Annotated in this window: 13 protein-coding genes and 2 pseudogenes; 7 read left to right on the top strand and 8 right to left on the bottom strand. The window is 37.0% G+C overall.

Going from position 1 to position 14,012, the window contains the following annotated elements:
- Window positions 1–10 precede the first annotated feature (10 nt).
- On the bottom strand, window positions 11–724 hold the full coding sequence (purN, locus tag PLEUR7319_RS0116935) for a phosphoribosylglycinamide formyltransferase (RefSeq protein ID WP_019506407.1): 714 nt from the start codon (window positions 722–724) through the stop codon (window positions 11–13).
- Between the two features lie 92 nt (window positions 725–816).
- Between purN and PLEUR7319_RS0116930 the strand changes: the two genes are divergently transcribed.
- The 4 genes from PLEUR7319_RS0116930 (at window position 817) to PLEUR7319_RS35795 (ending at window position 4,332) form a co-directional block, all read left to right on the top strand.
- Complete coding sequence (locus PLEUR7319_RS0116930; RefSeq protein WP_019506406.1) at window positions 817–1,914, top strand: DNA (cytosine-5-)-methyltransferase; 1,098 nt, start codon at window positions 817–819, stop codon at window positions 1,912–1,914.
- Window positions 1,915–1,927: 13 nt separating this feature from the next.
- Window positions 1,928–2,779: an NgoPII family restriction endonuclease gene (locus tag PLEUR7319_RS0116925; protein ID WP_019506405.1), complete on the top strand. Its 852-nt coding sequence runs from the start codon at window positions 1,928–1,930 to the stop codon at window positions 2,777–2,779.
- 6 nt (window positions 2,780–2,785) lie between these two features.
- The gene (locus PLEUR7319_RS0116920) at window positions 2,786–3,670 is read left to right on the top strand and encodes a carbohydrate ABC transporter permease (RefSeq protein ID WP_019506404.1); all 885 of its coding nucleotides are present in this window, start codon (window positions 2,786–2,788) and stop codon (window positions 3,668–3,670) included.
- Window positions 3,671–3,822: 152 nt separating this feature from the next.
- Complete coding sequence (locus PLEUR7319_RS35795) at window positions 3,823–4,332, top strand: hypothetical protein (RefSeq protein ID WP_019506403.1); 510 nt, start codon at window positions 3,823–3,825, stop codon at window positions 4,330–4,332.
- A 486-nt stretch (window positions 4,333–4,818) separates the two neighbouring features.
- On the opposite strand, the gene PLEUR7319_RS35790 is transcribed toward PLEUR7319_RS35795, so the two are convergent.
- The 4 genes and pseudogenes from PLEUR7319_RS35790 to PLEUR7319_RS0116885 form a co-directional block, all read right to left on the bottom strand.
- The gene (locus tag PLEUR7319_RS35790; protein WP_019506402.1) at window positions 4,819–5,061 is read right to left on the bottom strand and encodes a hypothetical protein; all 243 of its coding nucleotides are present in this window, start codon (window positions 5,059–5,061) and stop codon (window positions 4,819–4,821) included.
- A 158-nt stretch (window positions 5,062–5,219) separates the two neighbouring features.
- Window positions 5,220–6,696 (bottom strand): annotated as a pseudogene (locus PLEUR7319_RS40135) (IS5 family transposase).
- A 139-nt stretch (window positions 6,697–6,835) separates the two neighbouring features.
- Window positions 6,836–7,183: pseudogene (locus PLEUR7319_RS35780) on the bottom strand (class I SAM-dependent methyltransferase); the annotation flags it as partial.
- Window positions 7,184–7,238: 55 nt separating this feature from the next.
- Window positions 7,239–8,084 (bottom strand): phytanoyl-CoA dioxygenase family protein, encoded by an 846-nt coding sequence (locus PLEUR7319_RS0116885; protein WP_019506398.1) that lies wholly within the window; start codon window positions 8,082–8,084, stop codon window positions 7,239–7,241.
- Window positions 8,085–8,417: 333 nt separating this feature from the next.
- Between PLEUR7319_RS0116885 and PLEUR7319_RS0116880 the strand changes: the two genes are divergently transcribed.
- Window positions 8,418–9,275 carry a DUF547 domain-containing protein gene (locus tag PLEUR7319_RS0116880; protein WP_019506397.1) on the top strand — a complete coding sequence of 286 codons (858 nt, stop codon included), beginning with the start codon at window positions 8,418–8,420 and terminating at the stop codon, window positions 9,273–9,275.
- Between the two features lie 674 nt (window positions 9,276–9,949).
- On the top strand, window positions 9,950–12,082 hold the full coding sequence (locus tag PLEUR7319_RS0116875) for a glycosyltransferase (protein ID WP_019506396.1): 2,133 nt from the start codon (window positions 9,950–9,952) through the stop codon (window positions 12,080–12,082).
- Between the two features lie 15 nt (window positions 12,083–12,097).
- Here the strand turns inward: PLEUR7319_RS0116875 and PLEUR7319_RS42745 are convergent, their stop codons facing one another.
- Complete coding sequence (locus tag PLEUR7319_RS42745) at window positions 12,098–12,304, bottom strand: hypothetical protein (RefSeq protein WP_144054328.1); 207 nt, start codon at window positions 12,302–12,304, stop codon at window positions 12,098–12,100.
- Window positions 12,305–12,346: 42 nt separating this feature from the next.
- Window positions 12,347–12,697: a multidrug efflux SMR transporter gene (locus PLEUR7319_RS35775; protein WP_019506395.1), complete on the bottom strand. Its 351-nt coding sequence runs from the start codon at window positions 12,695–12,697 to the stop codon at window positions 12,347–12,349.
- 109 nt (window positions 12,698–12,806) lie between these two features.
- Here PLEUR7319_RS35775 and PLEUR7319_RS0116865 point away from each other — a divergent pair, with 109 nt between their 5' ends.
- The gene (locus PLEUR7319_RS0116865; protein ID WP_019506394.1) at window positions 12,807–13,400 is read left to right on the top strand and encodes a TetR/AcrR family transcriptional regulator; all 594 of its coding nucleotides are present in this window, start codon (window positions 12,807–12,809) and stop codon (window positions 13,398–13,400) included.
- 9 nt (window positions 13,401–13,409) lie between these two features.
- Here PLEUR7319_RS0116865 and PLEUR7319_RS0116860 read toward each other — a convergent pair whose 3' ends face one another.
- Window positions 13,410–14,012 (bottom strand): glutathione S-transferase family protein, encoded by a 603-nt coding sequence (locus PLEUR7319_RS0116860; RefSeq protein ID WP_019506393.1) that lies wholly within the window; start codon window positions 14,010–14,012, stop codon window positions 13,410–13,412.

Genomic DNA, 14,012 nt, shown 5'->3' with positions numbered 1-14,012 from the left:
TTTAACTTTCCTAGTTGCGTGGAAAGTCAATTTTTTTAGTGGCTAAAGCGATTGCTCTCTGAGCACCAGCAAGGGCGATCGCCTGAGGCAAAATATGATGCTCTTGTAATTGTATCCTGGCGTGTAGTGTCTCTAAAGTATCATCAGAGAAAACAGGTACAGCAGCTTGCATAAGAATCTTCCCGCTATCGACTTCCAGACTTACTAAATGTGCGGTACAGCCTGTAATTTTTACCTTGGCGGCTAAAGCTTGTTCTATAGCCCTGATTCCCTTAAAACTGGGTAGTAGACTAGGATGAATATTAATTATTTTCTCAGGATAGCCATTAATTAAAACTTGGGTCACAATCCTCATCCAACCAGCCATAACCACCCAATCCACACCATAGGCTTTTAAAACAGCGACAATTTCGTGGTCTAAACTTTCCCGCTGTTGATATTCTCTATGGTCAATTAGTACAGTGGGAATATGATATTTCTCAGCACGTTCTTTTACCTTAGCTTGAGGATTGTTATAAATTAAAACTTTGATTTCTGCGTTCAATTTCTCCTCAGCGATCGCCTGGGCTACAGCTTCAAAATTAGTTCCACTACCAGAAGCCATAACACCCAACTGAAGTGGAGGAGCATCATTAATTTTTGGTGAAGAGAATGATGACAGGCTAGGAGAAATTAATACTTCGCTAGAATCTTTTTGGTGATCTTGGATAACTGATTCTGTCATTAGTTTTGTCTTTGTAATATACTAATTTGTAGCTAATATTTAAGTGCGGTTAGCCTTCAGGTAGATTTTGAGAGCAGTTTATACTTTTATTGATGAGTTCATCATTATCTAACAGAAAAAGCAGTTTGAATATAGTATCGCTTTTTGCCGGTTGTGGAGGTTTGGATTTAGGCTTTACCAAAGCTGGATTTACAGTGAATTGGGCTAATGAATGGGATAAGGATATTTGGCAAACATACGAACTCAATCATCCTAATACCTATTTAGACCGTAGGGATATTAGACAAATTCTGTCGTTAGATATTCCTGATTGTATTGGTATCGTAGGGGGTCCTCCTTGTCAAAGTTGGAGTGAAGCTGGAAGGCAAAAAGGAATCCAAGATGATCGTGGTCGCTTATTTTTAGAATATATTCGGATATTACGGGATAAACAGCCCTTATTTTTCCTGGCTGAAAACGTTTCAGGGATGCTGCACAAAAAACATGAGGTTGCTCGTAATAATATTATTGCCGCATTTGAAGAAGCAGGATATGAGGTAAGTTTCCAATTGCTAAATTCTGTTGATTTTAATGTACCTCAACACAGAAAACGAGTCATTTTTGTGGGCTTTCGTCAGGATCTTGAAAAAGTATTTGATTTTGAGACAATTAATAAACAACAATCAATACTGACTCTTAAAGATGCAATCTGGGATTTGAGAGAATCAGCTTTAGCCGCTAAAGAAAAAAACCAAACTAATGCTCAGAATTGTCTAATCGCAAATCATGAATATGCTATCGGTAGTTTTTCTAGTATGTATATGTCTCGTAATCGAGTGCGTTCTTGGCATGAACCATCATTTACTATCCAAGCTAGTAGTCGCCACGCACCAATTCATCCCCAAGCCAACAAAATGATTAATATTGGTGAAGATCGATTTATATTTGATCCTAATTCACCTTACCCTTATAATCGTTTATCTGTTAGAGAATGTGCCAGGATTCAAACATTTCCTGATGATTTTATCTTTTACTATAAAAATATCAATGCTGGTTATAAAATGATTGGTAATGCTGTTCCTGTTAATTTTAGTCAAGCTTTAGCAACAGCAATTAAAGAACAATTACTATCTCACGAAACCGCTTACAGACAGCGGAATATCAAAGCTGTGCAACTAAATCTAGATTTGGATCTTACTTCTGCAAATTAACTAACATTATTTGATGGCTAATATTCTTCAAGCTATACACACTATTATTAGCAATGATATTCCAGATGTTGTCGATTTTTATCGTAGTAATAATAAAATAAATGCAGTTGGCGATGCTTTAGAGTTATTTATTAAGGATATTTTTGCCAATACACTAAATGAAATAGACAAAGTCAGAAAACAAGAAGCTTACGAAAGAGTTTTTTCCTATACTGGCAACGCTAATAACCCTCCAGATTTAATGCTGAAATTAGGGGATGCTATTGAAGTTAAAAAATTAAAGTCAGAATCAGCACAAATTGCCCTAAATAGCTCCTATCCTACGGCTAAACTATACTCTAGTAGTCAGATGATTACTAAAGCTTGTCGAGAATGTGAACAGTGGGACGAAAAAGACTTACTTTATGCCATTGGTTGTGTTAATCGACATCAACTAAGTTCACTCTGGTTAGTTTATGGAGATTGTTATGCAGCTAGCCCAGAAATTTATCATAATATTAAAACAAAAGTAATAGCTGGAATTAATCACAGTACTGGGGTTGAATTTAGTCCTACTAAAGAGCTAGGAAGAGTCAACAGAGTCGATCCTTTGGGAATTACTAGCTTAAGAATACGGGGAATGTGGCATGTTGAACATCCCCAAAAGGTTTTTGAATATTTAAATGTTTCAACCAACCGAAAAAATTCAAAATTTCGTCTATTTACTTTGATGTATGAAAAAAAATATTTATCTTGTCCTTTAGAAGATAGAGAGAAGCTGGAATCAATTGATAATTCAAGTTTACAAATTAAAAAGGTCAAAATTAGCTTTCCAGATAATCCAGTTAAGAGAATTGCTGCCAGGTTAATTACGTATCAAATATAAACAACCATGACTAAATCAAATTCTTTCTCTTCATGGCTAGATCAGGATACCTTTGCTGCTTGGCTATTTCTTGCCCCAGCACTGATCTTACTGGGTGTTTTTCTGTTTTACCCTATTGTTTATTTACTTTATCTCAGTTTTACCACTGGTAGTTTTACTGTCTCAGGAATTCAATGGGTAGGCGGGCGGAATTATTGGCGGTTATTTACTGATGCTGACTTTTGGCAGGTAATTGGCAATACTGCCTATTTTACAGTTGCCACCGTAATTCCGACGATTATAATTCCTTTAGGACTTGCCGTTTTACTTAATCGCTCTCTAGCTTTACGAGGAATCTTGCGCGCCGCTTATTTTATTCCTTCGATTACATCACTGGTGGCTGTCGGTTTAGCTTTTCGCTGGCTCTTTCAAACCGACGGGCCGATTAATAATCTTTTAATTCCATGGATTTCAAATCCTATTCCCTGGTTAAGTAGCACTACTTGGGCAATGCCAGTTTTAATTTTATTGAGCAGTTGGAAGCAGTTGGGCTTTAATTTGGTGGTATTTTTAGCTGGATTGCAGATTATTCCCCAATCTCGCTACGAAGCCGCAGAGCTAGATGGGGCAGATGCTTGGGCACAGTTCTGGTACATAACCATCCCCGGTTTAAAACCTACTTTGATTTTTGCTATTTTAACTACTGCTATCTTCACTTTAAGAAGTTTTGAGCAGGTTTATGTTATCACTGGAGGAGGACCGTTAAACTCTACCAACTTACTGGTTTATTATATTTACGAACAAGCTTTTGCACGTTTTGAATTTGGTTACGCTGCTGCTGCTGCTACCATTTTGTTAGCGATCGCTTTTGTGTTTGTTTATTTTTATCTACGTATTTGGAACACTAAATAGATTCCCATAAATTTAATAGCGACTTTTGGCATAAATACTGAAGATACTTTATAAAATGCTTCTTATTATAGATACTAGGTAGTCTTAAGGCTCAAATTATTTAATATTTAAAATTTTTTAGTACTTTTATTTATTAATCATCTAATTTTCTTATGTCTGAACTCGATAGTCTAAATTCTAAGTTAAAATCCGATCTACATTGTTTTCCCTCAATACTGACCCAACCATTAGGGCTGATTTTACAACAAGCCGATCTGGTATCATCATTTCAAATTGAATCCGCACTTCAAGATCAAATTCGACATCCAGATTTACGTATCGGCGAAATTCTTAGTCAAAAAGGTTTTATTAAAACTGAAACTGCTGATTTTTTTGTTCAAGATTGGTCAAAAGCATTAATTCAGCCAGATAAAAATGCTTTAGGTTACTACTTAAAACAAGCTGGTATTATTAATAGCGCAGAAGTTGAAGTTATTTTAGCAGTGCAAAGAGATACAGGAGTGCGTTTTGGAACGGTTGCTGTGTTTCAAGGATTTCTCAAATCGACTACCCTTGATTTTTTCTTGGCTAATCTTTATCCAGATGAAGTAAACATATCTCCTTTTGTTAATATGTATTCTCAGAGAAAATCTTTCCCCCCAATTGATAACCCACCGTTGTAACTGTCAACTTTTTAATTGATGGCTTGAGGAAATGCAAGGGTAAAGCGGCAGAGCCGCAGCTATAAGCTGTAAGCTGTAAGCTTATAGCCAATTAGAAGAGGCTTTAACCTCTCCTAATTGTAGACCACCAAACTTCGTTTGCTGGGGGCATTAAACCCGATAGCTATAAGCCCTTCGGGTACTCTTCGAGAAGGCTCCGCCAACGACAGTTTCTTCTTGATGAAGTTGTTCATGGGGGAAACCCCCGCCCTTATGCGAAGCGGTATCCTTTAGGGCGACAGTTCCTTCAAGCGGGACAAAGGCCAGGCGTATGGCCGCATCGTACCCCCTAAAGGGTTCAGCAGTGGCTTCAAGCGGGGGAACCCCGCCAACGCCCTGCTTCACCGCCAACGAACTGTCTCACTGTTAGCCGTTTACCAAGCGTAAACTTTAGAGCTTAAAGCTTAAGGCTTAGAGCTTAAAGCTTTTTAAGGTAAGGAAGATAGTTTAGAGATGGCGACAATATTCAATTCTTAGCTGCTTAACTATTACTTCATCTCCTTCTAAAAAACTATCACGACGAATTTCATCTAATCCTAATTCTTTAAACTGGGATAATTCTTCATCAGACATAGGCCACGGAGGTCCTTCTGGTATTGAATAGTTAGGCTCACGATGGCGAGTAATAACCAATAATTTGCCATTATCTGCTACTAGAAGAGCGATCGCCCTAATAGCCTGAAGTCTCACATCTAGAGGCAGAGCCTGAATATTACGACATTCATAAACTAAATCAAATTGCTTTTGCCAAGATGCTTCTAAAGCCAGTAAATCTGCTACTAAGTAGAGTTTGCTGAAAAAGTAATCGGAAAAATTGACAAGAATCAGCTTGTTTAAAAAATAAGTTTTTATGTTAGTAATTTGACTTTAATATCAGTTTTAATAATAAAAAAGTCAGTAATCGAGCCGAATTTATAGGTATTCAGAAATAAAGACAAAAAAAGACAGCTAACCTGCCTGAGCAGGGTGGAAAGATTGATAACTAAAAAAGTAACGGCAATAGAAGTTTCTGCTGTCTTTGAGAGTTTTGCCATGATACAGTTAAGTCCATAACGTCGTTTTGCTTGTCCGAATTTTCCCTCAATAGCATTACGAAATCTTTCATCATCTCTAGCTTGTTTTTTAGTTGATTTACTAACATTTTTAGGTGGTCTTCCCAATGGTGGTCCACTGATTCTAATACCTCGGTCTTTACACCAAGTTCGATTCTCTCTATTGCGATAAATTTTATCTACATGAACTGAGGATGGATAGTAGCCAGTGAAGTTTTTATAGGCTTCTACTTGTGTTTTTAAATCCCCTGATTCATTAAAGTTATCCCAACTCAAATGATCTAAAAATACATATTGGTCAAAACAGCTTACTGAAATTTTTGCTCCGAATTCCACAGTTTTTCCTGCTTTTCCTCTGACGATAGGACGGATATGAGGTTGAGTTATACTGACGATTCTATCGTCAATTCTGTTGGATTGATTCTCATACATCCACAATTGTTGACGATAAACTTCTGTAACTACCAACAACATTTTATATTGGCTTGGAGATAGACTACTTAAATCAGCCTCGGAATTAACTAAATTCTCTATGTGAGATAAATTTCTTTTGATGTATTGTAATTGTTTGGCGACTGCCGAGCTTCTTTCTTGTCGAGATGGACGACGTTTCTTCGCAACTTTCAAATAATCTTTTCTCGCTTTCTTTCTATAAGTCCTTGGCTTTTTTACTTTCTTTGTTTGACAAGTTTTATAAAGAGAATCTAGAATTTTTTCGGTTTGTCGTCTGGCTTGATTTAATATTCCCAAATCATTGGGATAACTTATATCCCCAGGAGCGCAAGTAGCATCTAATATTAACTTTCCTTGATTTTTAATTGATTTAACTTCTTCTTTTTCGTTTTTTTTCTGTTTCTTCCTCCTCTTTCTCTCGGAGATTATTTACCATTTTTATATTGATTTTATTAACTAAATCCAGGTCTATTCTTTCTCTAAAATAAACCATCATTGAGGCATCAAATGGGGCTTAATTGCTATAGTCTGACATCCCTAGAAAATACTGTAAATAAGGATTTTCCCTTATTTGCTCTACAGTTTCTCTATCGCTTATTCCTAATTTTTCTTTAATAATTAATGCCCCCAATGCCATCCGAAATGGTTTGGCTATTGCTCCCATTGTTTCTGAGAAATTTTCTGCATATTCTGACTCAAAATCTGACCAAGGAATTAACTCTGCCATAATTACCCATCGGTTTTCTGATGACAACTTACTTTCAAAGGGTAATTCAAAATTTTCTGGGGTAAGCTCCGACTGGCTAGTTTTACGGTACATTTGTTCTTGCTCAGATAAGTGCAAGGGTCTTTTACCAATTTTAGGGGTTTTTCGCCATTTTTACTTAACTTTTTTCTGCGCCTAAAATCCTTATAACCTTTATTGGCTCAAGGTTGTCAAGTTATTCAGCAAACCCTAAGTAAGTAACAGAAGAATTAGGAAATCTTTGTTTGCACCAAGCAATAGCCGTGGGAGCAATATCAAAAGCTGTTACTCGGTAGCCCAGATTAGATAAGATTTCAGCATCATCTCCTAAGCCGCAGCCAATAACCAAGGCAGACTTACCATCTACTTGACATGGGTATTTTTCTAGCCAATCCTGAAGATAAGGATGAACCGTATTCTTTGCCCAGGGAACTTGATTAGAATCACCTTCGGCTTCAGCGTATAAAGTTTCAAACCAACCTGAGGGGTTTTGTTGTCGTATAGATTCAGTAGCTAAGGATTTTACTTTTTCTTGTAATGTTTTAGGTTGCTGTTCAAACATAGAGTTTTATTGTTAAGAATGCTACATATCGAAATGTGAATAGTTAATTTTCCCCTCAAACTCTATCAAATTGGGGATGATATACATCCTTGAAAAAACGCTGATGTCTGGGAGCTAGTCTTTCCAAAACTTCAGGCGAAATACTGGGCTTATGATGACGGACGTTGATATGGTTATAAGCGCAAAAAATAGCGATCCTAGGATTATGGGGGTTTTGCCAGAAGTCTGCTGAATGACGCACGGCTTCAGAAAATATAATTAAAGAACCAGGAGGACAGCTATAACTTTCCCAAAGTCCCGAATTCCTGGTATCGATACTGGCAACTGGATTAGTACGTATATTATAGTTAGCTTTATGGCTGCCAGGAATAAAGCAAGTTCCCCCTTGATCTTGTAAAACTTCGGTTAATTCCCAAACTACTCGGGTCATGCCTGCGTAAATACGCCCATCTTGAAAATTGTAGGCATAGTTAGGATTAGTAGTAGGTCCGCCAGCATGAGGCTTCCATTCTCCCTCCCCCATTTCACGGTAGCTAAGAAAGACATCTTCTAAGCGAATCTTTTCTATATCTGGATCGATTACATCCAATAACACGTTCATTACTGCCGGATGATCGATTAGTTTGGCAAATGCACCGCCTGGCAAACAACGCTCTTGGGGAGGTAGAGACTCTGGTTCATTTTTCTGACGTAGAACTAATTCTTTGAGGACATTTACCTCATCCTCGTTCAATACGGCTGGTTTAACAATGTAGCCTTTGAGATCGAAAACAATACGGTCATGCTCGTTCACTTTTCCTCCTGAGAGAGCAGAGTAATTTTGAATCAGTTTTGTGGCTTTTTTAGCAGCTTTCTTCGCTTTAGTTTGAAATTTGTCTCGAAGTCGGGATAAATGGCTCATTAAATTAGAGGCAGTATCTAAATTGAAACATGTACAACAACCTTTCTCCTTTAAACTTTAGACTAAATGATGGTTGTTGCATACTTAAACTAAATTGAGTTGATTTTCTGAAGTAGCTAGGCAGAATTAAATGTCTATGAATCAGTAATTTTCTAAGCAATTTCTCAACTAAAATTCACTTTCATTCGTTTTGATGATAGCAGCATTCTATTTTCTAAGAAGCATAATGTGTTAAATAATGTAACCTTGGTTTTGTTTTCTATCGAAAATTATGTATTTGCTGAAACGGTATGCTCCCTTTGATGATTGTTAATGGACAATTGATAATTAACTATGAATAAATCTTTTTACCGATTTATTGCCATCTCTAGTGCGATCGCGATCGCTGGTTGCTCTAACTTAGCTACTTCTTCCCAGGTACAACTTCATCCAATTCCCCATAGGAAACTGGAAACTAAGATGGCGATAAATCAGCCCTGTGACTATCACGACTATGCTGAAGTATTACAATCATATGTCGATGAGCGGGGATTAGTTAACTATGAAGGCTTAAAAGCAGATAGACAGCAATTGGATCGCTTTAACAAGTCCCTAGGGAAAGTCACTCCAGAACAATACAATTCTTGGAATGAACCAGATAAAATTGCTTTTTTAATCAATGCATACAATGCTTTTACTCTACAATCTATCATTGACCAAGATCCGCTCAAAGATAGTATTAGAGATATACCTGGAGTTTGGAAAAAACGAACTTTTACTTTAGCCGGAGAACAAAAAACACTGGATAACATTGAACATGATATTCTGCGCAAAGACTTTAATGAACCTAGACTACACGTAGCTTTAGTATGTGCTGCTAAAAGTTGTCCTCCATTACGTAATGAACCTTATCTTCCCGAACAATTAGATGCTCAATTAGAAGATCAGACAGCCCAATTTGTCGCTAGTCCTCATGGTTTCCGTTTGGAGCAGCAAGCCCAAAAAGTTTATCTGTCCTCTATTTTTAAGTGGTATGGTAAAGACTTCGAAGAAACTTATGGTATTGATGATCAATTCGATGGTAATGCTAAGCAAAGAGCAGTATTAAATTATCTTAGTACTCAACTAAACCCTGAGGCTCGTCAGTATTTAGAAAATGGCGACTATCAAGTGGAGTATTTAGATTATGATTGGTCGTTAAATAAACAGTAGACTACCAATAGTACTATCAGTCACCAAGACAATTAATATAAGTCAGAATAAACTAGAAAGTCGATCTATTTTATTAAAAGTCTATTACTGTTGCTGAGCTACGCCCCTAAAATCAGACATAGTTTGTATTCAATCTTTAATAATTACAAAAAACAATAGATAAAATCATTTAGAAACACTGATTTTAAATATATTATTACTACTTAGTTCGTACTAAAATCAGTTTTTTGATTAGTCAAAGCCTTGTTTGTCAAAATTTTGGGTTGATGGTAGCTTGGCTTTTCTAAAATCAGCTATATTTTGGGTCAAAAGTTTCCGGTTTTTACTTAAACAAAACTACTGATATCTCACTAGTCATTTTAGTGCAGGCATCTTATTTTTTTGTGGCTATAAACAATAAGATACTTGCAAGATCATTGCCTCAGCAATTTTAGACTTCTCCCTGGTCATAACCCTAGGGAAGCAATTGTAAATATTCGGAGAAAGCTATCACAACATACTAAGAAATAAACTGTATATTAACTAGAAATTTACATATGTTTTGTTAAGCTGGCTCTAACTTGAATAAGTATAACAGCTTAATAATGCAAACTATAAAGTCAGTATCAGAGTCTAGAAGGCAGATTTCTGTTACTTCGAAATCGTCAAGCAGGTTCGTTGTACGCATTCCCACTTTGTTTATTCTAGCAATATTTGGTTTTGCTAGCGCGATCGCCCTGTCTTGGCTTTTGGGTAATAGTCATGTTACGGATTTATTTATTCAGTTACACCTCGTTCAAGAAAATCCTCCTAGTTGGCTCATGCCTCCTCAGTTGGATAACAAGTATTACTTATTACTCCCAACGTTGACTCTATTTTTTCTGGCTCAAGTTGTAATGAGACTATCTCCTCTGCCTAAGCCTTGGTCACGCACTTTAGTTGCAGGTGTTTTGTTTGCATTACTCGTACGGTATTTTTTATGGCGATCGCTATCTACTCTAAATCTAGCCAATCCAGTCGACGGTATCTTTAGCATTTTGCTGTTATTGATGGAGTTTTTAGCGATGGGTGGCACAGGTCTTCAGCTACTATTGCTATTTACTACTAAAAGCCGAGATCGAGAAGCAGATAAATACAGTATTGCTGTTAAGGAAAATCGCTACAATCCCTCGGTAGATATATTAATACCCACCTATAACGAGCCTGATTTTATTCTCAAGCGGACAATAATTGGTTGTCAGGCTTTAAACTACGCTAATAAAAGAATCTACGTTCTTGACGACACTAAAAGGCAGAGCGTTAAGCAGATGACTCAAGAATTGGGTTGTAACTACATCACCAGACACGATAATTCTCATGCCAAAGCGGGTAACTTAAATCATGCCTTAAAAAAGACAAATAGCGAGCTGGTTGTAGTCTTTGATGCTGATTTTGTGCCCACGACTAACTTTTTAGAACGTACTGTCGGCTTTTTTCAGAAGCATCAAGTTGCTTTAGTACAAACCCCTCAAAGTTTTTATAACAGCGACCCAATTGCCCAGAATCTGGGTTTAGAAAAAATTGTAACCTCCGAGGAAGAAGTTTTCTATCGTCATCTCCAGCCGATTAAAGACGGTGCTGGAAGCGTAGTTTGTGCAGGAACATCTTTTATAGCTAGGCGCAGTGCGTTAAGAGAAATTGGTTACTTTGATACGGAATCTCTCAGCGAAGATTACTACACAGGAATTAGATTATCTGCCAGAGGTTATGAGTTAGTTTACTTGGATGAAAAACTTAGTGCAGGTTTGGCAGCTGAAAGTGTTGCTGCTCATATCGATCAAAGATTACGCTGGGTTAGAGGCACTCTACAAGCTTTCTTTGTTAAATCTAATCCCTTAACTATTCCTGGTTTAAACCTTTGGCAAAGATTAGGTCATCTAGAGGGACTGTGGCACTGGTTTACTTGTTTACCCCGTGTCTTTTTCATTTTATTGCCCGTATTTTGCATTTTTGCCCGAGTAAATCCTGTACTAGCATCATCTTCAGAGATGGTCTACATTTTTTTGCCTTACTATGCGATGCAAATGACCATGTTTGCTTGGATTAACAAGCGATCGCGTTCTATTCTACTTTCAGATGTCTATTCGTTGGTACAGGCAATACCTGTTTCAATGACGGTAATTAAAGTTATGCTTAGTCCTTTTGGCAAAGGATTTAAAGTTACTCCCAAAGGAGTAGCTAGAGATCAGTTTAACTATAATTGGTCCTTAGCTTTACCGATGTCTATTTTGTTTGGGGCAACTCTAATTAGTTTTGCTGTAAGTTTATTAAATCCTCCAGAAGCTGGATTTAACTTGGGTCTGTATTGGAGCAGTTATAATCTATTGACTCTGAGTATCGCTTTGATGACTTTACTGGATTTACCTAAGCCTAGTTTCTATGAGTGGTTTAGCATCAGTCAACAGGTTAATGTGTTTAGCGATCGCCATATATATCAGGGTGTTACCCAAAAGATCTCAGAGGAAGGTTTAGAAATAGTTTTAGATCAATCAGCAAACTTAGCAACTGACATTCAGTTAGAGATTTTGCCTCAGGAACTATTTTTATCAGGTAAAATCACCCGTAGCTGTAGTCAAAATGGTTCATTGAGAGCAATTATCAAGTTTGATAATGTGAGCCTGGAGCAGCATCGAGAACTAGTTAAAATGCTATACTGCCGACCAGGTCAATGGCAAAGACGACAAACACCGGATGAGTTGCAGTCGGCATTAATTCTCTTTAGGTTGTTGTTAAGACCGCTAATGTTTTTGAATGCTAAAAAGGTAAGTCAGCTTAGGCTACAGTACTAAAACCATTCACTTAGTTTAAATACCTAGATAAATTCTACATAACCCCTTGAACAACATTACTAAAGGCATTCGATCTTTTTGAATTGCGATGACAAAACTAGGACGAGATTTTAGACGTTCAAAGTATGACTCAAGAGAAGGTCGTTTATTATTAAGCCATAGATGAGTAAATTTTAATTCCTCCAGTCGATGTAAAATAGCCGTCCATACTGTATCAGCCAAAGATTAAGTGGAACAGTTCGAGAGTCATAATAAATTTTTTGGTTAAGCGCGTAACATGAATAAAATTCCGACAATAATTAACCCCGATGCCAAAAATTGATTGACACTTAAATGTTCGCCAAAAAAGATACAAGCAAGAATTGCCGTAACTGCAATACGAATACCCGAAGCGACAGGAACAGCATTAGAAACAGGCAAGTACTGTAATGCTTTACTAAAGAGAATAAGATCGAGAATATAGCATGCGATTGCTCCTACAAACCAAGGAGAAATGACAATAGTAGAACCATAATTTATCAAGGCTATATTCGCTTGTTTGAGCAATAAATTTCCCCCACAAGTTCCCATTGTAGAAAGTCCTAAAAGCGTCCAACCATACCCAAGATTTGTCATGTCATTATCTCCAGATTAAATAACAACTGTTGTAATTTACAATTTATGACAACTGTTATGATAAGTCAAGAAGGTTATTTGAATAGACAAAATATTCGAGAACAATAATATGGGTAAAGACAACCGTCGTTCAGAAGTAACGGAAGCAGCTTGGCGAGTAATTATCAAAGAAGGACTTGATAAAACTAGTATGCGAGCGATCGCGAAAGAATTAGGCTCATCAACAGGGGTTGTTACCCATTATTTTCGAGATAAAAATGAACTAATGCTATTCGTGCTTGAACGAATCTTTGAAAATTTGCATGAGGAGATGGAGTCCTCTATTAAAGAGCAGCAGGGAATCAAGAAATTAGAACAGATGATTCTTGCAGCATTACCTCTAAAACCAAGGAGCTTGGATGGTTGGAAAGTTTGGGTCGCTTTTTTAGGGAATGCAATTGGACGAGAAAAACTGATTCTAGAACATCAAAAACGTTATGATTTTTTACGCCAAATTATTTCTCAAGAGTTAGCCGATTTACAAGCAGAAAAACTAATTCAAGCCGACCTTGATTTGACCCTTGAGGCTAATGCACTGATAGCACTTGTCGATGGTATTGGTACGGGAGTTGTGATAAATCCCCTTCAGTTTAGTTCAGAACAACAAATATATCTTGTGAAACGACATATTAAAGCTTTATTGCCAACATTTAGGAAATACTAAAATAACTTATTAATCGACTGTAATGCCTGGCATAGTAATAAAGTTTGGTAATTTTTTAAGGCGATCGCACCATTGATTGATGGCAGGATATCGATTTAACATCACACCACCTTCGGGAGCTAAAGCAATATAGGGAAAACAAGCAATATCAGCAATAGTAGGTTGTTCTAACGCTAACCACTTGTACTGAGTTAAGTGTTGTTCAAATATATTGAGCATTGACTTTGTTTTTTGTTGTGCTGTTTCTAAATCAATAGCAAAGCCAAACTTTTTTCCCCGTCTAGCATCAGCAGGACCACGGGCTATTTCGTTGGCAGCTGTTAATAGCCATTGAGTTACCTGTGCCATTTTTGCTGGATCGGCAGGAAACCAGGAATCATCACCATATTTTCTAGCTAGGTAAACTAAAATTGCTTGGGAATCTCGCAAAATCAAACTTTCATCTTCAAATACGGGGATTTCTCCCAAAGGATTTAATTGTAAAAATTTTGAAGATTTGTGTTCTCCAGCCATAAAATTAATGGTCACAAGTTCGTACTTGAGTTCCAATATTGATAAAAACAAACGTACTTTATAGCAATTTCCGGAAATCTCTAAGTTATATAATCTCAT

This window comes from Pleurocapsa sp. PCC 7319, assembly GCF_000332195.1.
Taxonomy (GTDB): domain Bacteria; phylum Cyanobacteriota; class Cyanobacteriia; order Cyanobacteriales; family Xenococcaceae; genus Waterburya.
This window is presented reverse-complemented; position numbering and strand designations above follow the sequence as displayed.

Excerpts from the sequence above, each read along its gene's own strand:
- PLEUR7319_RS0116925 (WP_019506405.1), top strand. The coding sequence starts at position 1,928 with ATGGCTAATATTCTTCAAGCTATACACACTATTATTAGCAATGATATT.
- PLEUR7319_RS0116885 (WP_019506398.1), bottom strand. The coding sequence starts at position 8,084 with ATGAGCCATTTATCCCGACTTCGAGACAAATTTCAAACTAAAGCGAAG.
- PLEUR7319_RS0116880 (WP_019506397.1), top strand. The coding sequence starts at position 8,418 with ATGAATAAATCTTTTTACCGATTTATTGCCATCTCTAGTGCGATCGCG.
- PLEUR7319_RS35775 (WP_019506395.1), bottom strand. The coding sequence starts at position 12,697 with ATGACAAATCTTGGGTATGGTTGGACGCTTTTAGGACTTTCTACAATG.
- PLEUR7319_RS0116860 (WP_019506393.1), bottom strand. The coding sequence starts at position 14,012 with ATGAGATTATATAACTTAGAGATTTCCGGAAATTGCTATAAAGTACGT.
- PLEUR7319_RS0116920 (WP_019506404.1), top strand. The coding sequence starts at position 2,786 with ATGACTAAATCAAATTCTTTCTCTTCATGGCTAGATCAGGATACCTTT.
- PLEUR7319_RS0116865 (WP_019506394.1), top strand. The coding sequence starts at position 12,807 with ATGGGTAAAGACAACCGTCGTTCAGAAGTAACGGAAGCAGCTTGGCGA.
- PLEUR7319_RS35795 (WP_019506403.1), top strand. The coding sequence starts at position 3,823 with ATGTCTGAACTCGATAGTCTAAATTCTAAGTTAAAATCCGATCTACAT.
- purN (WP_019506407.1), bottom strand. The coding sequence starts at position 724 with ATGACAGAATCAGTTATCCAAGATCACCAAAAAGATTCTAGCGAAGTA.
- PLEUR7319_RS0116930 (WP_019506406.1), top strand. The coding sequence starts at position 817 with ATGAGTTCATCATTATCTAACAGAAAAAGCAGTTTGAATATAGTATCG.